The sequence below is a fragment of the Neorhizobium galegae genome (assembly GCF_017877055.1).
Taxonomy (GTDB): domain Bacteria; phylum Pseudomonadota; class Alphaproteobacteria; order Rhizobiales; family Rhizobiaceae; genus Neorhizobium; species Neorhizobium galegae_D.
The window spans coordinates 457272-473082 of sequence record NZ_JAGIPG010000004.1; the positions used below are offsets into that span (position 1 = coordinate 457272).

The following is a 15811-nucleotide window of genomic DNA, read 5'->3' on the forward strand; positions in this document are numbered from 1 at the left end:
GCTATCAGCCGCGGAGCGTGAAGTCATGCCTGGGAAGGGCAGCCTGGCAGCAGCCGTCGCCGGTGCCGAGCCCGGCGACGTGCTCAAGCTCGTGGACGGGGCCTATGGGGGCCCCGTCATCATTGATCGGCGCCTCACGATCATCGGCCCACGTGGGGCCGTGGTTGATGGGCTCGGCGAAGGCAGCGTGATGACGATTGCCGCGCCAGATGTGATCCTGACCGGCTTTACGGTCACGGGCTCCGGCCGCGTGAACCAGAACCTCGATGCCGGCGTCAAGATCATCGAGGGCGCTGATCGCGCCCGGATTGAAGGACTGATGGTCACGGGCAACCTGCATGGCGTCGACGTGCATGGCGGACGCGACGCGGCCGTTCTGACAAACGAGATCATTGGCACCCGCAGCCCCCGGATGAACGAACGCGGCAACGGCATCTATGTTTGGAACAGCCCGGGCACGCGGCTTGAGCGCAACAGGATTCGCTACGGCCGAGACGGCATATTCTCCAATGCAAGCGCGAAGAGCTACTATCGTGACAATGTCATGCGGGATCTGCGCTTTGCGGTGCATTTCATGTATACCCGAAATACCGAGGTCACTGGCAATATCTCGATTGGAAATCATCTCGGCTTTGCCATCATGTTCTCGGACCGGACGAAGATCCGGAACAATCTCAGCCTGGGTGACCGAGAGCATGGGCTGATGCTGAATTACGCCAACAATGCCGACGTCACGGGCAACCTGATCCGCGGTGGCGCGAAGAAATGTCTCTTCATCTACAACGCGCACAAGAACGTCATCTGGCACAACCGCTTTGAGGGCTGCGGCATCGGCATTCACTTCACCGCCGGCTCCGAAAAGAACGTGCTGACCGACAATGCATTCATCACTAACCGGGAACAGGTGAAGTATGTCGGCACCCGCAACATGGAATGGAGCCACGAGGGCAAGGGAAACTTCTGGTCCGACCATCCTGCCTTCGACCTCAACGGCGACGGTGTCGCCGACAGCTTCTATCGGCCCAACGACCTGATGGACCAGATCCTCTGGTCACAACCGGCTGCGGGCCTACTCACCGGCTCGCCCGCTGTCCAACTCGTGCGCTGGAGCCAACGGGATTTCCCAGCAACGCTGCCCGGAGGCGTGCGCGACAGCGCGCCCCTGATGCACTCTTTGACCATATCCGTCCGGCCCGAAATTCTCGCTTATGAAGCTGAGGCCGCCAACCGCTGGACCGAAGGAAATCATGATGACGCCGACTCTGACGATCTCTCGTCTCACTAAGCGGTTTCAGTCCGTGGAGGCGTTGCAAGATGTCTCGCTGTGTCTGGAGCCTGGAAAGCGCGCCGCTTTGCTCGGTCATAACGGCGCTGGCAAGTCGACGATAATGAAGATCGTCCTTGGCCTCGTCCCGTTCGAAAGCGGCGACGTGTCGGTCTGCGGTGCGCGTCCGGGGTCTTCTGAGGCGCGCGCGAAGGTGGCCTACCTTCCGGAAAACGTCGCCTTTCATCCGGCCTTGACCGGGGAAGAGCAACTCCGCCACTATCTTTCTCTACGGGGCGAACGCCCAAGCCAGGCTATGGAACTGCTGGCGCGTGTGGGCCTCTCGCATGCTGCGCAGCGGCGGATCGGCACCTATTCCAAGGGCATGCGTCAGCGTGTGGGGCTCGCTCAGACGCTGATCGGCCACCCCCGCCTGCTGGTGCTCGACGAGCCGACATCCGGCCTCGACCCGGTGTCACGCCGCGACTTTTATGAACTGCTTGATGGACTTGCGGCGGACGGTACCGCGATCCTCCTGTCGTCGCATGTCCTGACAGAGGTGGAGGCGCGCACAGACCGCATTCTGATCCTCTCTGGTGGAAAACTCGTGGCCGAAGGCACGCTCGCCGATTTGCGCACGCGCGCGGCGCTGCCGACTGTGCTTCTGGTTCGCTCAGCGGTTGGCCATGAGGCAGCGTTGGCCGCAGCCTTTCCCCAGGGCATACCTGGCAAAGACGACGTTCTGCGCATCGCCTGCGTCCAGTCGGAGAAGCTGGCGCTCCTTGCCGGCATCGCCGCCCTGGGCCAGCAGGTGGCGGATCTCGACGTGATCCCGCCGAGCCTCGAGGACATTTACAGCCATTTCAGCCGGAGGGACGGGCAATGAATCGCATCCTTGCCACTGCCATCTCTGAGTTCCGCATCGCATTCCGCAACCGGTGGGTTTCGATCGCTACCGGCATGATGGTTCTCTTCGCGCTTGTACTGGCTGCCGCCGGCTCCGCTCCCACCGGCGATGTCGGCGTCGACCGGCTGTCCGTAACGGTGGCGTCGCTGACCTCGCTTGCCGTTTACCTCGTTCCTCTGCTGGCGCTGTTGATGAGCTTCGACGCGGTGGCCGGCGAGGTGGAGCGCGGCACGCTTCCTCTGCTGCTCACCTATCCGGTCTCGCGTCTGCAGATCCTGCTTGGCAAGTTGCTTGCGCATCTTGCCATCCTCGCGCTCGCGGTCGCCCTCGGATATGGTGCGGCGGCGCTGGTCGCCGTCTGGTCGGATCCCGGTGCGGTGGCCGGTCTGGCCTCTCTATGGCGGCTGATCTGGTCCTCGGTTCTGCTCGGCGCGACCTTTCTCGGTGCCGGCTACACACTCTCGTCCCTGGCGCGACGGCCCTCTGGGGCAGCTGGGCTCGCTGTCGCCGTCTGGCTGGTTGCTGTTGTTCTCTACGATCTCGCCTTGCTGGCGCTGATCGTCTCGGACGGTGGCGGAGCCTTCACAACGCAGGCGCTGCCCATCGCTCTGCTCGCCAATCCGGCCGATGCATTCCGCGTGTTCAATCTCTCCGCGGCGGCGGCGGTCGCTGCGGCGGGCGGCATCGGAGGGGCGGCGTACTCTATCCCAATTTGGCAGTCGGCTGCGTCTCTTCTTCTCTGGCCGCTGGCATCCGTCGCGGTTGCGACCGCAGCCTTTCGGAAGGTGACACCATGATAAACCGTATGTGCCCCGCACTCTTCTTGGCCATGCTCGCGCTACTGACTGCGTGCAAGCAGGAGGTGAGCCAGAACATCACACCCCAGGATCTTACGCCCGAAACGCTCGGTCACTACTGCCAGATGAATCTTATGGAGCATCCTGGCCCCAAAGCTCAGGTCTTCCTCAAGGACAATCCGGCGCCGTTGTTCTTCAGTCAGATCCGGGACGCCATTGCCTATACCCGCGCGCCCGAGCAGGTCGCACCCATCGTGGCATTTTATATCAATGACATGGGTGCTGCCACCGCCACTTGGGATGAGCCTGGGGACGGCAACTGGATCACTGCTGACAATGCCTTCTATGTCATCGGCTCCGGTAGGCAAGGCGGTATGGGGGCGCCGGAAACGGTGCCATTCTCGAGCCGAGCGCGGGCAGAGGAATTCGCTCGCGCCGAGGGTGGACAGGTGCTGAGGCTCGCCGAAATCACCGACGACTTGGTTCTCGCGCCGGTCGAGAGCGATACAAACCAAGAGAGCACCAACGCGGACCTTCAAGACCGCCTGCGCGCGCTGAACAACAAAACTGGAGGCTGACCCATGCCGATAACACGTCGTCGCCTCATCACGATTTCCGCCGCCTTCGCCATGCTGCCGGCGGCCGCGCACGCTTCCATGCGGACGTCGCGTCTCTGGACCGGGCAGGCTCTTGGCGCGCGCGCCTCAATCCGTATCGACCATCCGGATGGCGAAGCCATTAGCCGACGAGTTATGGCAGAAATCAATCGACTGGAGGATATCCTGAGCCTCTATCGCCCTAACAGTTCTCTCGCCACTCTCAATCGTGAAGGGCAGCTCGCCAGTCCGCCTTTCGAGTTACTGGAGTGCATGTCGCTGGCTGGCGGTGTTCATGCAGCCACCGGCGGCCGCTTCGATCCAACCATTCAGCCGCTCTGGGCACTTTGGGCCGAAGCTGCCGCCCAAGGCAAACGACCGGAGGCGCGGGCGATCGAACAAGCAAGACGGAATGTTGGTTGGCACATGGTTGAGCTGGATGTGGCAGGGATAACCCTAAAACACGGCATGGCGCTGTCACTCAACGGGGTCGGTCAGGGGTATGTTGCCGACCGAGTGGCAGCGCTGCTGGAGGCTGAAGGTCTCAACAACATCTTGATTGACACAGGCGAACTGCGGGCTCTTGGCGGTCAACCAGAAGGCGGCGGCTGGCCGGTTTTTCTCAAGACTGGCGAGGCGTTGAAGTTGCGCCAGCGCGCGCTCGCCTCATCCGCTCCCCTTGGGACGACCTTCGATGACGGCGGAAAGTACGGTCACATTCTTGATCCCGCAACGGGAATGCCAACCCTGGTTGGATGGGACACCGTGTCGATCTCTGCTCCCTCGGCGGCTGTGGCAGATGCTTTGGCAACGGCCGCTTGTCTCATGCCGAATGCCGGATCGATAGAAGCGATGCTTACGGGCTTCGCAGGAGCGCGTCTGGAAGGCAGCGTCTAGCTATAAGGCTACGTCTTTTTGCTGCTAATAGGAGCTCGCCATAAAGCTAGCCGCGACACCATTGCCAAGCTATCTTTTAAGCATCGAGTGCATTCCGCAGAAGCTATGTTGTGGCGGGCATGGTCACGCATGGCTGAAATTGTGACTGCGACTGAGTTACCCAAGAATCAGGACCCTCGCGATGACGATCTGCTCCCTTCGCTTCGTCGCGATTACTTGCAGCAAAGAGGCGCGGGTTCGCATCCGTCGGATAGTCAAGGACGTCATTTCAGTGCGCGCGAACAGGGAGGTCGCTTCCGGTAGGTGATGTGATGCGTGGTGACGAAATGGCGGCGCCAAATTGGCGATCAGGACGCGCGGCTGGAGGAGAAGCTATCCTAACCGAACCAAGAGTAGCGAGTGTCTTTTGGGGTTCGGCCTCGTCCGCGGCCTTTCCCTTCTGCTCCGACTCTGTGGCCGACTTAAGTAATTTACTGTTACAAGCTACTTGGGCTCACCCTCTCCGGCAGGCTGACCTTCACCTTTGTTTTCAGTCTCTCGAATGCCCTTCTTGAATTCGCTAATCCCTCGGCCAAGATCCGCCATCAGTTGGGGGATCTTTCCACGCCCGAAGAGGAGCAAGAAGACCGCCAACAAGATCGACCAGTGCCAGACGCTGAACGTCCCCATGCCCTTCATCCTTTCGCTCGCTTGCGGGAAGCATCGGTTTCCCACCCTCAGGCCGCAGAACAACCTGCTGCGCCATGTGCAAGGTTGGCTACAAAGCTGACGTGTTCACCTTCAGCCCTCGCGATAGCTCTCCGCCTTGCTAAAGGGCACTATAGCTGCTCCGCGAACCCTCTCTTTGCGTTATCGCAAACCCAGATCCGCGCGTGCGATCGTGTGGCGTCTCTACACGCAAAAACTGCTCATCGTTGCGAGATCGGGCACTCAAACGGTTGAGGCCGCCACGCGGCTTGCGAGACCCACGCGGCAAGTGTCGGCAACGTCGCTCAGGCAGGTACTCGTAAAGGCCAAGCGGATAATCCTCCTTGCAGTAGATTAAGCGATAGATCGTTTCCGGCCAGATGCTGACTGGGCCCATCCCGTCAGCCGGCCGGCAATCTGTTCCGGTGACCATTTGGCCTTCAGTCGATCGATAATCGGGTCTCGTAGCTGTGGATGTCGTCTGAGCTTGCGCAGCCGGCGGCGGCGCTCCTTGCTCATGTCGTTGGCGATCGTCCCGAAGTGACCAGTTCGAAATCGGACCGACGGACCAGGTCTTCGCCAACCCGGCGCATCCTTACACGGTGGCGCTGCTGTCCGCCGTGCCTGTCGCGCGAGCCGGCACCAGGCCCGCCCGCATCCTGCTCAAGGGCGATATCCCCTGGCCTATTTCCCCGCCTTCCGGCTATGCGTTCCGCACGCGCTGCCCCTACGCCCTGCCCGCCTGCGGAGACGATCGCCCTGCAATGCGTCGGGTGGGCGAAAACCACGACAAGGCCTGCATTCGCGACGATATCGACGCGTTGAAATCAAAAGGAGCTGAAAGCCGTGTTTGAAAATCGACCGGGCACACTCGATAACGACACAAGGGAAAAGATGCGGACGGTGACCAGCTCCTCCTCAAAAGAGGTTTCGACAACACGTTCATGATCGGCGTCGGACCCGTCATGACGGGCAAGCGTCGCATGGTAGGGCAGGCCTATACCATGCGGTATATTCCCTATCGCCCGGACCTCGGCAACGTCTTCCAGCGGGACAACCGCAAGGATCTTCAACGCATCGCCGTCGAATCCGTGCCTCCCGGCGACGTTCTCGTCATCGATTCCCGCGGCAATGCCGAAGCTGGATCCTGTGGCGAGATCTCATGATGCGCATGATGGTACGCGGCGTCGAAGGCGTCGTCACCGACGGGGGTTATCGCGATTCCCCCTCGATCGGCGAGCTCAACATCCCGACCTTCCATCAGACGCCATCGGCGCCGCCGATCATGGTCAAACATCATCCGGCCGATACGGCTGCCCGATCGCCTGCGGCGGCATCGCGGTCTTCCCCGGCCGATATCATCGACGAACCCGTCGCCGAGGAGGCGGTCGAGGAGCCACAATGATGTATGCAGCTAGTCCGGGTGCGTTGCAAAACCATTTGGACGGGCGGCGTACATAGTTAACGCCGTGGGCGGCATTTCCTGGACGAGCGACTACAATTGGGTGACGGCGTAGGCACCGAAGCCCAGACAAAGACCGACCGCAAAAATAAGAAGGCTGGTGATGGTTTTACCTAGACGGTTCCTGTGTATTGTTGCATCGGGGATGTCGCGATGGGCCATAAGCGCAGGCGTTTTCTTCAGCGCGTCGCTGGCACCGATTTCCGGTGCGATGGGATGCGAATCAGGGGGCGGCACCGCTTGCGCAAGCTGGAGAACGACTTGGGTCACGTTTTCCTGATCGAACTTGACGGTGAAAGTCTGTTTATCGCCATCTCGAAGCCTGGCGAGCGTCCTCTGGGCAGCCGCGATCTCATCATCCGCCTCGACAAGTGAGGTATGATTGACCAGGAAAAAGGGCATCGGAGTGTAGCTTCCTTAGATTTATTCGTCGACCGATTTTAGCGCAACAGAAGCACGTCGGCCGACGAATTGTCCGGCCCGCCTATCTTGGAGGTCAATTTCCCCAGGAATAGGTGTCGGGGGGGTGATCCACCCTTCCCCTGACCCTCTAGGCTAGAGCATGTCGAAAGATGGGAGCGCGTGGCGTTTCAGCTCCTTCCACAGGTTCTCACATTCCCACACCAGTCTCGACCCGGAGATCGTGCTCGCCTTTCGACCCCTCAACTCGGCCTCACCAAGGGTGATCCTCCTGGCCCCACGACCAATTTGACGTCTCTGGCTTGCTCACTAACTCAAGACGGCGGCGATCACGATGGCGGCAAAAGTGGTGAACATGATGCTTCCAACTATGATCGTAACAAGCGCCTGCGCCGAGATATATGTCCCCGCCATACCACCAAGCACGTCAGGCCAAGCACTTCCACCTTTTTGTTGCCCCAGTGGATAGCCGCATGACGGGCATGCGAGAGCCTTGTCGGACACCTTGCCTTCGCATTCAGGGCAAACCGTCATTGCCATCTCATTCGTCTCCAATGATAAACTGGACCCGCCGGTTCAATTGCCGACCCTTGGGATCATCGATACCGCCCTCCGTAATATTGGGCGCGACAGGAGACCGTTCGCCTTTCCCCTCTGTCGTTATTACTGACCTCACGCCGCTTTCTGACAGCCAGTTTTTCACGGAGATTGCCCGGCGGTTTGACAGGCGGTCGTTGTATTCATCGCTTCCTTTGGAATCCGTGTGGCCGATGATGGAAACCCGCCTTTCGCTCATCGCGTTCAAGACCCCGGCGAGCTTCAAAAGGACTGGACGCGCGTCAAGACGGATGTCGGCTTTGTCAAAATCAAATAGGATATCGCTCGGCAGGTCCACGATGATACTGCCGCCTTGCGGCTTCGCGCGGAGTTCGGACAGGGCCGTCTCCGTCCTCACCCGCGTTTCGTTGTTCATATTTTTCAACCCAAACGAAGAGGCCTCCGTTGAGAAACCTCCACTACTGGGCTGCATTTTCTCAACGAAACTCGGCTGGGGAAACTCTATTTCGCGAAATTCCGATTGCTGCTCCTCCATGGATTCTTTGATGATCTTCACGACATAGTCCGAGGCATTGGCCGGAGTGGCCATGAGAACGGCAAGTATGAAGGCTGCCTTCATTTCTTCAGTTCCAGCGGTATCGTCACCCCCGGGGCACTTGTGTCGTCACCTGAATTTCCCGCATTGAACACGAGCGCAATCTTCTTGACGTTTGAAGGAATTACACCGGGAAAGACCAGATCGCCTTCCATCGTAGTCCCGTTAACGACCCTCATCCATTTATTGTCCGCGATCTGGCGCATGTGCAGCCGCTCCTGCTCGCCGTCTCCCCAGGATATGTAGGCATTCTCCTGATCGTTCATGTTGACGAAGTTGGTTTTGTGGCTGTCGAAGCTCGCTTGAAGGCGTATTTTGGTCGCGTCGCTACCAATGCTCAGTGCCTTGACCTGCACCGTCAACCCGACTGGCACGCTGACCTGTCCGCCCGAAAGTACTAGATTCTGATCTTCCGCCAGCACCAAACCGCTGAAGAGTAGTGTAGTGATGAACGTCACATTTTTCAGCAAAGATGCCTCCTGCCACACAAACTGAAAACCTCGAAGGACCCCGGCGTGAACGGGGACGATCGCGAGTTTCCCTTGCTAGCCAACTCGCTCCCTGTTTTCAACGCCGGGCTTCAAACATAGTCGCGGATAGGAGATTGCTGCGAGACGAGAACATCTGGGCCTGAATTGCTAGCAACATCTGGCGATCGGTGGAATGAACCCCTTCGAACATCCCGAGCTAAGATTGCCGCTACCCGCAAGCGGAGCACCAAACGTTCGTTATCGTATGCAGGGTCCGTTGGAAAGAAGCCAATGTTAGACAGGCCCAATGGCTGACGCGCCATTGGGCCGTTCCTTAGCGGACCAAGCCCGGGCAGCAATTGCCAGGCTTCGTCAAATAAAGGAAGGCTCCCTGTGAACGAGCCTTTTTTGAGCATCTCGGCTAGGGGTAGAACCGTTATTGATGCTCTAGCAATTCAAAGCGACAACTGAACCGAATGTTCCTTCTCTTTCAGGCATCTCCCCGTCTGCCCCAACCGCAACGTTGCTCCACGCAGCGGCACTCTGAAGTGTAGTATCGCGTAGGTCGGATGGTCAGACCGGCTTCATCAGCAGCGGCAATGGGTGCGAACTGGGGTGATGCCAACGGCACCAACTGGAAACAGGCCCAAAAGACACACCCCATGTAATTGTGAACGCGCTGGTTCCACATCCAGAGGATCGCATGTAAGTTGAACGCGTTCCCTCTCAGGAGAGCGGTTTGTCTCCTACATAGACCCGGCTCATGCAGTCGGGTCTTTTTTTGGTTAGGGACGCGGTCCTTCTCAAATGGCACGCCCTCCTTCCGCGAGGCGCAATAGCGAAGGAATCTGGCTGCGCTGTGCTCAAATCCGCCAAGGCCACCTGATCGCTACATGGCGGCGTACAAGCCATCCCGTACACAGGCGTCTTCCTGATGCTCGCGAAATGGTGCCGGGGCGCGACGCTTCATCGAAAGCGCTCCTTAGTTCTGCGGAAATGGCTGAACCGATAGTTCTAGTCGTGACCCTCTGCCAGTGGGATACGTCACCTTTAGCCAAACTGCGACCGATGCACGTGCGGGGCGCCCGTAGAGAGTGGCCGTCAAAGTTTGACATCTATTGCCATCTGTTGAAGTTTGCCCGATACTGGACGGCAACGAAAGGATTCCCCATGCCGAACGTCGCGCTTGGAAATCACTACGAGGAATTTGTGAAAAAGCAGCTGGAATCCGGCCGCTATAACAACGCCAGTGAGGTTGTCCGCGCAGGTCTGCGGCTACTGGAAGACCATGAGACCGCGCGTGAGCGGTGGCTCAATGAAGAAATCCCGGGGCGTTATGAAGAGCTGATGCAGAATCCGTCCATAGGCATTCCCGCTCAAACCTTGCGTGCCCGATTTGAGGCCAAGCGTCGGCAACATGCGGCGAAAGCCGAGTAGGGCATGGCCTACCGGATCATCTATCATCCCAAGGCGGAGACGGAACTCGACAAGCTTTACGCCGACATCGCCGTGGAAGCGGGTACAGGGATCGCTGGACACTATGTCGACGCCGTGATCACATACATCGAAGCGCTCGGCACCTTTCCCGAGCGTGGCACCGTGCGGGAAAGCGCCATCCCCGGCCTGCGGATCATCGGCTACCGGCGCAACGTCAGCATTGCATTTTCGGTGCGCGGCGATGAGGTGTTCATTCTCGGCGTGTTCGCGCGTGGCCGTGACATCAATGACGAGATTCTGGAAGAACGCAATCAATAGCACGAGCTGGCAGGTCAACCGATCGGCCAGCGCCTGACTCCGCCGGATCGCAGATGTACAGGCCTGTACCTTTTCCGAATAATAGGAAGAGAAACTCCGGTAATATGCTTGCGTGTGACGGGATTGACCGGAGGATTTCCATGGAGACGGCCAGGGCTCTGCCAAGAAACCCGTGATTAAGTGGTCAGAACAAGAGCAGTCCGAAATCGTACGCGGCCTTTATCAACCAAAGACAGCTACGGCCGATTTGATGGTGATGCCCCCCTCTGGGCTTCTGCGCATTTGGCGGCCGGTGGCAGCGCGGAACACTTGCAATAACAACTGCAGTGCGGGAGGCACCCGCGACCAAAGGGTTTTCATGCTTTCCTTGCCATTTCGGCTTTTTCGCAGAGCCTGTCCGGTAACAATGCGCTGGGACCAGCGGAAACCGATTTCGTGGAAATATAGGTCGGCAAGTTCTGGGCTGATGTGATGAAAAACACCTGCGATGGTTCGGCGGACCCGTGCATTGAACCCTTCAACTGAATTGACGTGGACGGCATCCCGGACATATTCACGGCTTGAGTGGTTGATTGTTTCGTGTGCGGCGAAGCTTTCGCCAATGGCCATGAATGCCTTGGCCTCGTCACTCATCAAATGCGCATGAAGCTCAACTTGTGTTGTAATTGCGCCTACGGCAGCACGCAATGAAAGGCCGGTAACGACAGCGGCGCGGGCGTCGCCGGCGGTGGAGCCAGGGGTAATGTCTGCCGGTCGCTGCACGATCGCCATGACCGACGTCTTCTCAGTTTTTGTCTGCCCCTTGCGGCCTCTTCCGGGCGGCGGATCATCGGCATGCTTTCTGGGCCTTCCGCCAAGATAGAAATGGTCCACTTCGAACGTGCTGTCGAGCGTATGCTCGCGCGCCACCATGAGACGCAACGCATGACCGATCCGCCAGGCAGTGGGCTGGCTCACCCCCAGTACCTCTGCAAGACGGACCGAGGAAAGGCCTTTGTCCGACTGCAGCAACAATCACATCGCCCTGAGCCATACGCGCAAGGGAAGTTCCGTGGCGTGCTGGGGCTCCTCTCGGCAGTTGCCATCGGTGCAAGCTTCATCTTCTGGCTCGATCAGTTAGCGCTGCCCCTAGGTCGCGACTTGAAATTGCTCTTCGCCGATAATATCTGGGCATCACTTCCCGATGAGACGATGTCCTGCTCGCTGCAATCGCGGCGGCGTTTGACATTGTCCCGGGATACAGAAGAAGGCGCTCCCCTCACGGGTCGAGCGCCTTTTTTGTATCGGAGGTGTCCGCAAACATGGTCCTGCACCTTGACCGAAGCCGCTTTGCAGACGAGACCTCAATCAAAATACTCCGTGGGAACTTATGCCATTTTTTCTCGTAACGCAGACATCGCTGGTCGAAGCTCAAGATGAGCAGGAGGCCGCTCAAAAGGGCGTCGACCGCCTCCGCTCCGGAGGACAGGTCACCGTCGCGGTCAAATCGGATGAAACAACGATCACGCACGTTGTGGTCGCCGCAGTGGCCGAAGAGCCTCTGCCGGTCCCGCCATCCGAGGCCGCCGATCCACCGCCTGCTGCTGTTTTTATCCCGGAAGCTGCCTTAGCTGCACCGGAAAGCAGGAAACTGATCTTGAAGCGTATGCTCGCCGATGGTCTGGCCCTTCTGGGGCTGCGAGCCTAGTCCCGTCCTCCAAGCTGCCGACAGAATCTATGGCGGCAAGCGCTTCTCGCGCCATGCCGCCTCTCTATTTGATGAGCAGGGCAAGCTCGCCTTCGATCAGGACACGCTTCGCGTCTCCGTTCGCTCGGTGCTGATCGACGTTCTGTCGTGCCGCCGGGGCATGTCGAATAGCGGCATGGTTTCGCGCATCGCAGGCGAGGCGGTCGGCGCCGACGAATACTTGCCGAACATGGGTTCGGAGGAATTCCTCTCGTGCCTTTCTCGCCAGGCGCTGGAGGCGTCGTGCGCCGAGGCTTCCGTGCAGCCGCAGCAGAAGGTTCGTGAGACGCGCGCAGCGCTCGTCGAGCATTTCGCGAGTGAGCATTTCGTCCATACCTCTGCACGCTTTGCGCCGCCAGCCGACGAATTGCTCGACTGGATCCGGGCAAGCTCTCCCACCGATACCATCGGCACGGCCCCGCATGATGACGAAGGCGATCGTGTTGACGACCCCGCCGAGGATCAGGAACGGCAAATCGATGAGGCGGCGGATCAGAACGATCTGCAGGATCCGGATCTGTCTGACGACGAAGAGCACGACGCTGACTTCGATCAGAGGGCTGCAGCATGACCGCCGCCTGCCAGTCGAACATGGCAGCACCCACCCCCGATTTTCGGGGGGTGGCGTTTACCACCAGCGCGGACGGCTTCGTCGTCAATCTCGCGCAACACGCTGAAAATGACTGGCCATCCTTCTTCATCGGCTGCCGAAGCCCGGGGATGTCACATGATCGACATCCGCGCTTCGAAACCGCTGGCGAAGGCAATCGGAGCCTGGCGAGCGACCCAGCGGCATCTGGAATGCCTGACCCGGCAGATTATGGCGCGCGCGAGTAGGCAGGCGACGACAGTGAACGTCCAGAGCCGGACGCGTCGAAGATCCGGCCCTCGTACTTACTATCGGGAGCTCATTGACCGCCTCACCTTCGAGTGCTGGGTCGAGCTCGACATGATCACCTGCAGGCACGCGATGCAAGAGCAGGTCATCAGTGAACTCCAGCATCGCGACGATGCGCCTATGCATTATCCGGCGACATAGGCGGAACCGAAACGAAGGCGCGGATGCGGAACCTGCCTAACTTCGATGTCGGCGGGATGGCGGGCATGGCCATAAACCGTTCCTTGCCCCTCGAGACAGAAATCCGGCCCGTGCCGGACTGCCCTTCTTATTCGCTGTGGTCTGAACCGGCGGCCGGTCGTTTCAAGGCCGCCGTCGCGCCGCGTTGCGGCCGATCCAACCTCACTGCGCGAGGGCAGGCCCGCGTTCCCAAGCAGGTCAAAACCTGCTGGCCCGCAGACCTGCTCTGCTGGTTCAAGCCGGATCGGACCTGTGAAGCCGCCCGTCCTTTGCCGGTTCTGGTCGTCCGCATCGAAGGGCAGACCGGCACGGGCCGGAACCGCTTCGGCAGCCAAGGAAGGAACAGATATGGCCAAGCCCGCAACTCCAAACCGCTCCAACGCACGGATCTCGCAACTCCGCAAAGGAGCGACCCTCGAAATGGTCCGCCACACCTGCCCAGACGCCGCCCAGGCACTCAAGATCGCTGAAAGCTTCGGCACCACGTTCGTCGACAGCGATGGCATCCGCAGCCTGCATGAGCGGCTGATCGTCGAGACCGCCGATAGCCTTTCGGAAGGCTTGGGCGAGAGGGCCATGCAGATCCATCTGCAGCGCATCGTCGGGGCCTTCGTCGGATCGGCCCACGGCGCCGGGCAGTTTTACTCCCGCGCCGTCACTGAGGCACGCGACGCAACCGCCAAGGCATCGAACGATGCCCGCGATGAGGATCTCGACGGTCCGGTCGGCTATGACAGCGCCGCACAGCGCAAGCGGGAATTCGCGGCCGACATGGGTATCCAGTCCCATGCGCTGCGCATGGCAGCCGAGGGCGCGGTGGCGGCCTACGAACAGGTCGTTGGGGAGACATGGAAGCCCTTCGACCGGCCGGTGGAAAACCCGGGCGCATCGCTCGACCGCAAAGCAGCCGAGGTTCAGATGGCCGCATTCGGATGACACATTTGGCGGGGTCGCACTCTGCCTTTGTACCGGGTCCGAGGCCGGTGCCTAGAGCGCCGGCCTTTTCTCATGTCGAAAAGGAGACTGGAGACGCCCCGATCGCGGCCCGTCCCGCTCGGCGGTCCTGCAGGAGCCGGGTGCCCATGCAACGGCTTTGCCGTCCTCCACGCTGTTGCGGCCGTTCCGGTGCACGGCCACACCATCGGCCCCTGACTTCGGACCTCCGCGACGGACCGCGATCGGCGCGGTCCTAAGAAAAGGAGAGAGAAGTTATGGCAAAGAAATCAGAATTGGACCGTGTGGACATCTACGCGCGGATCACCGATCGGATCGTCGAGGATCTCGAACAAGGGGTGCGACCCTGGATGAAGCCGTGGAGCGCAGCCAACGCCAGTGGCCGCATCACCCGGCCGGTGCGCCACAATAGCCTTCCCTATTCAGGCATGAACGTACTGCTCCTATGGTCGGAGCAGATGTCGCGTGGCTTCGTCTCGGCAATGTGGATGACGTTCAAGCAGTCGCTCGAACTCGGCGGGGCGGTGCGCAGGGGCGAGACCGGCTCGACCGTTGTCTTCGCCAGTCGTTTCACAAGGTCTGAAGCGGACGGGAACGGTAACGAGGTCGATCGGCAGATCCCGTTCCTGAAGGCCTATTCGGTGTTCAACGTCGAGCAGATCGACGGTTTGCCCGAGAGCTATTATGCGCCGCCCGCCAAGGTCCTTGATCCGATCGAGCCGATTGAGAGTGCTGATCGCTTCTTCCGCAATACCGGCGCGGTCATCCGGCATGGTGGCAACCAGGCCTACTATTCTCCGGTCATGGACTATATCCAGATGCCGCCCTTCGAGGCGTTTCGCGATGCAGCCGGATACGCTGCCGTCCTCAGTCATGAGGCGACCCACTGGACGGCGGCGGAGGATCGCGTCGGACGTGACCTGTCGCGTTATGCCAAGGACCGGACGGAGCGGGCGAGGGAAGAACTCATTGCCGAACTTGGGAGTTGCTTCCTCTGCGCCGACCTCGGTATCGCGCCGGAGCTCGAGCCGCGGCCGGATCACGCGTCATATCTGCAGTCGTGGCTCTCGGTCCTGGCCAACGACAAGCGGGCGATCTTTCAGGCGGCAGCCCATGCTCAACTGGCCGTGAGCTTCCTTCATTCCTTGCAGCCGGAGGCGGGTGTGAAGGCTGCGGCCTGACCCGTAAGCGCGGTCGGCACCACCGGTGGCGGCCGCCTGATCCTTCTCACGCTGGTCACTAAGACCTTGTGCAATGTCAGCATCCAGCCTTCCCCAGATCGACGGTTTTGCGGCGTCGGGTTTCGGTTTACGGGACGGTTTGCGTTCGACGATGAACGGCTTGGTCTGCTGACGCATTGTTCTTCCAGGCTACGATTCGTAAGCGCAACGATATCGCACCGGGCACAGTCAGCAAACGGGCCAATGTTAGCAGGAACGTTTGTCCCCGATTGAAGCAGGCAACGACGGCGGTCCAACTGGAAGTGGCTCCAGAATGCCGTTTCTACCCATGGCGAATGCGGCCGAACGCCATCGCCATATCCCTTCCCGTCAGAGTTTCCGGCAGACCATCTGCGGGCTCGATGAGGCATGTCTGACCGGAGACCGGCTGCGCCTCGATCGTCTTCCCGCAACGGCAACAACCA

General features: G+C 60.0%; 20 protein-coding genes and 2 pseudogenes. 15 read left to right on the plus strand and 7 right to left on the minus strand.

The features are described 5' to 3' along the window. Positions 1-79: 79 nt before the first annotated feature. Genes J2857_RS25485 through J2857_RS25505 form a run of 5 tightly spaced genes read left to right on the plus strand, consistent with a single transcriptional unit; the run spans position 80 to position 4461 of the window. Complete coding sequence (locus tag J2857_RS25485) at positions 80-1285, plus strand: nitrous oxide reductase family maturation protein NosD (protein ID WP_306875615.1); 1206 nt, start codon at positions 80-82, stop codon at positions 1283-1285. After that, positions 1248-2150 (plus strand): ABC transporter ATP-binding protein, encoded by a 903-nt coding sequence (locus J2857_RS25490; RefSeq protein ID WP_245363822.1) that lies wholly within the window; start codon positions 1248-1250, stop codon positions 2148-2150. Before J2857_RS25485 ends, J2857_RS25490 begins: the two co-directional genes overlap by 38 nt. Then, the gene (locus J2857_RS25495) at positions 2147-2968 is read left to right on the plus strand and encodes an ABC transporter permease (RefSeq protein WP_210012867.1); all 822 of its coding nucleotides are present in this window, start codon (positions 2147-2149) and stop codon (positions 2966-2968) included. The genes J2857_RS25490 and J2857_RS25495 overlap by 4 nt, the downstream gene beginning before the upstream one ends. Beyond that, positions 2965-3546, plus strand: coding sequence for a nitrous oxide reductase accessory protein NosL (locus tag J2857_RS25500; protein ID WP_245363824.1), 582 nt, complete (start codon positions 2965-2967; stop codon positions 3544-3546). The genes J2857_RS25495 and J2857_RS25500 overlap by 4 nt, the downstream gene beginning before the upstream one ends. A gap of 3 nt (positions 3547-3549) precedes the next feature. Next, the gene (locus tag J2857_RS25505) at positions 3550-4461 is read left to right on the plus strand and encodes an FAD:protein FMN transferase (RefSeq protein WP_210012868.1); all 912 of its coding nucleotides are present in this window, start codon (positions 3550-3552) and stop codon (positions 4459-4461) included. Between the two features lie 483 nt (positions 4462-4944). Here J2857_RS25505 and tatA read toward each other — a convergent pair whose 3' ends face one another. Together tatA and J2857_RS31080 are read right to left on the minus strand one after the other, a co-directional pair. Next, positions 4945-5130, minus strand: a complete 186-nt coding sequence (gene tatA, locus J2857_RS25510; RefSeq protein ID WP_210012869.1) for a twin-arginine translocase TatA/TatE family subunit — start codon at positions 5128-5130, stop codon at positions 4945-4947. A gap of 274 nt (positions 5131-5404) precedes the next feature. Continuing rightward, positions 5405-5694: pseudogene (locus J2857_RS31080) on the minus strand (IS30 family transposase); the annotation flags it as partial. An 8-nt stretch (positions 5695-5702) separates the two neighbouring features. Between J2857_RS31080 and J2857_RS25515 the strand changes: the two are divergent. The 3 genes from J2857_RS25515 to J2857_RS31325 all read left to right on the plus strand — a co-directional run bounded on the left by J2857_RS25515 (position 5703) and on the right by J2857_RS31325 (position 6553). Then, positions 5703-6002 carry an oligopeptide/dipeptide ABC transporter ATP-binding protein gene (locus tag J2857_RS25515; RefSeq protein WP_210013048.1) on the plus strand — a complete coding sequence of 100 codons (300 nt, stop codon included), beginning with the start codon at positions 5703-5705 and terminating at the stop codon, positions 6000-6002. Between the two features lie 90 nt (positions 6003-6092). Beyond that, positions 6093-6314 carry a hypothetical protein gene (locus tag J2857_RS31320; RefSeq protein ID WP_281068646.1) on the plus strand — a complete coding sequence of 74 codons (222 nt, stop codon included), beginning with the start codon at positions 6093-6095 and terminating at the stop codon, positions 6312-6314. Then, a complete protein-coding gene (locus J2857_RS31325) occupies positions 6311-6553 on the plus strand; it encodes a hypothetical protein (RefSeq protein WP_210012871.1) in 243 nt (80 codons plus the stop codon). The genes J2857_RS31320 and J2857_RS31325 overlap by 4 nt, the downstream gene beginning before the upstream one ends. Before the next feature lie 90 nt (positions 6554-6643). On the opposite strand, the gene J2857_RS25530 is transcribed toward J2857_RS31325, so the two are convergent. From J2857_RS25530 to J2857_RS25545, 4 genes are all read right to left on the minus strand, one after another. Further along, entirely contained in the window at positions 6644-7012 is a 369-nt protein-coding gene (locus J2857_RS25530) for a hypothetical protein (RefSeq protein WP_210012872.1), read from the minus strand. Positions 7013-7339: 327 nt separating this feature from the next. Continuing rightward, a complete protein-coding gene (locus J2857_RS25535; protein WP_210012873.1) occupies positions 7340-7570 on the minus strand; it encodes a hypothetical protein in 231 nt (76 codons plus the stop codon). A gap of 1 nt (position 7571) precedes the next feature. Beyond that, positions 7572-8207: an OmpA family protein gene (locus tag J2857_RS25540; protein ID WP_210012874.1), complete on the minus strand. Its 636-nt coding sequence runs from the start codon at positions 8205-8207 to the stop codon at positions 7572-7574. Further along, complete coding sequence (locus tag J2857_RS25545) at positions 8204-8653, minus strand: hypothetical protein (RefSeq protein ID WP_210012875.1); 450 nt, start codon at positions 8651-8653, stop codon at positions 8204-8206. Before J2857_RS25545 ends, J2857_RS25540 begins: the two co-directional genes overlap by 4 nt. A 1170-nt stretch (positions 8654-9823) precedes the next feature. Between J2857_RS25545 and J2857_RS25550 the strand changes: the two genes are divergently transcribed. Then, a complete protein-coding gene (locus J2857_RS25550) occupies positions 9824-10090 on the plus strand; it encodes a type II toxin-antitoxin system ParD family antitoxin (RefSeq protein WP_210012876.1) in 267 nt (88 codons plus the stop codon). A gap of 3 nt (positions 10091-10093) precedes the next feature. After that, on the plus strand, positions 10094-10408 hold the full coding sequence (locus J2857_RS25555) for a type II toxin-antitoxin system RelE/ParE family toxin (protein ID WP_210012877.1): 315 nt from the start codon (positions 10094-10096) through the stop codon (positions 10406-10408). 222 nt (positions 10409-10630) lie between these two features. Here the strand turns inward: J2857_RS25555 and J2857_RS25560 are convergent. Continuing rightward, a pseudogene (locus tag J2857_RS25560) lies at positions 10631-11500 on the minus strand (IS1595 family transposase); the annotation flags it as partial. Positions 11501-11777: 277 nt separating this feature from the next. On the opposite strand from J2857_RS25560, the gene J2857_RS25565 reads away from it, so the two are divergent. The 5 genes from J2857_RS25565 (at position 11778) to J2857_RS25585 (ending at position 15347) form a co-directional block, all read left to right on the plus strand. Next, positions 11778-12095 (plus strand): hypothetical protein, encoded by a 318-nt coding sequence (locus tag J2857_RS25565; RefSeq protein ID WP_210012878.1) that lies wholly within the window; start codon positions 11778-11780, stop codon positions 12093-12095. Beyond that, positions 12064-12705: a hypothetical protein gene (locus J2857_RS25570; protein ID WP_373426861.1), complete on the plus strand. Its 642-nt coding sequence runs from the start codon at positions 12064-12066 to the stop codon at positions 12703-12705. The genes J2857_RS25565 and J2857_RS25570 overlap by 32 nt, the downstream gene beginning before the upstream one ends. 156 nt (positions 12706-12861) lie before the next feature. Continuing rightward, entirely contained in the window at positions 12862-13173 is a 312-nt protein-coding gene (locus J2857_RS25575) for a hypothetical protein (protein WP_210012879.1), read from the plus strand. A 387-nt stretch (positions 13174-13560) separates the two neighbouring features. Continuing rightward, the gene (locus tag J2857_RS25580; protein WP_210012880.1) at positions 13561-14148 is read left to right on the plus strand and encodes a hypothetical protein; all 588 of its coding nucleotides are present in this window, start codon (positions 13561-13563) and stop codon (positions 14146-14148) included. Positions 14149-14423: 275 nt separating this feature from the next. Continuing rightward, positions 14424-15347: an ArdC family protein gene (locus J2857_RS25585; RefSeq protein ID WP_210012881.1), complete on the plus strand. Its 924-nt coding sequence runs from the start codon at positions 14424-14426 to the stop codon at positions 15345-15347. Positions 15348-15811: the final 464 nt, after the last annotated feature.

Excerpts from the sequence above, each read along its gene's own strand:
- J2857_RS25490 (WP_245363822.1), top strand. The coding sequence starts at position 1,248 with ATGATGACGCCGACTCTGACGATCTCTCGTCTCACTAAGCGGTTTCAG.
- J2857_RS25495 (WP_210012867.1), top strand. The coding sequence starts at position 2,147 with ATGAATCGCATCCTTGCCACTGCCATCTCTGAGTTCCGCATCGCATTC.
- J2857_RS25500 (WP_245363824.1), top strand. The coding sequence starts at position 2,965 with ATGATAAACCGTATGTGCCCCGCACTCTTCTTGGCCATGCTCGCGCTA.
- J2857_RS25505 (WP_210012868.1), top strand. The coding sequence starts at position 3,550 with ATGCCGATAACACGTCGTCGCCTCATCACGATTTCCGCCGCCTTCGCC.
- tatA (WP_210012869.1), bottom strand. The coding sequence starts at position 5,130 with ATGGGGACGTTCAGCGTCTGGCACTGGTCGATCTTGTTGGCGGTCTTC.
- J2857_RS31320 (WP_281068646.1), top strand. The coding sequence starts at position 6,093 with ATGATCGGCGTCGGACCCGTCATGACGGGCAAGCGTCGCATGGTAGGG.
- J2857_RS31325 (WP_210012871.1), top strand. The coding sequence starts at position 6,311 with ATGATGCGCATGATGGTACGCGGCGTCGAAGGCGTCGTCACCGACGGG.
- J2857_RS25530 (WP_210012872.1), bottom strand. The coding sequence starts at position 7,012 with ATGCCCTTTTTCCTGGTCAATCATACCTCACTTGTCGAGGCGGATGAT.
- J2857_RS25535 (WP_210012873.1), bottom strand. The coding sequence starts at position 7,570 with ATGGCAATGACGGTTTGCCCTGAATGCGAAGGCAAGGTGTCCGACAAG.
- J2857_RS25540 (WP_210012874.1), bottom strand. The coding sequence starts at position 8,207 with ATGAAGGCAGCCTTCATACTTGCCGTTCTCATGGCCACTCCGGCCAAT.
- J2857_RS25550 (WP_210012876.1), top strand. The coding sequence starts at position 9,824 with ATGCCGAACGTCGCGCTTGGAAATCACTACGAGGAATTTGTGAAAAAG.
- J2857_RS25555 (WP_210012877.1), top strand. The coding sequence starts at position 10,094 with ATGGCCTACCGGATCATCTATCATCCCAAGGCGGAGACGGAACTCGAC.
- J2857_RS25565 (WP_210012878.1), top strand. The coding sequence starts at position 11,778 with ATGCCATTTTTTCTCGTAACGCAGACATCGCTGGTCGAAGCTCAAGAT.
- J2857_RS25570 (WP_373426861.1), top strand. The coding sequence starts at position 12,064 with ATGGTCTGGCCCTTCTGGGGCTGCGAGCCTAGTCCCGTCCTCCAAGCT.
- J2857_RS25575 (WP_210012879.1), top strand. The coding sequence starts at position 12,862 with ATGATCGACATCCGCGCTTCGAAACCGCTGGCGAAGGCAATCGGAGCC.
- J2857_RS25580 (WP_210012880.1), top strand. The coding sequence starts at position 13,561 with ATGGCCAAGCCCGCAACTCCAAACCGCTCCAACGCACGGATCTCGCAA.
- J2857_RS25585 (WP_210012881.1), top strand. The coding sequence starts at position 14,424 with ATGGCAAAGAAATCAGAATTGGACCGTGTGGACATCTACGCGCGGATC.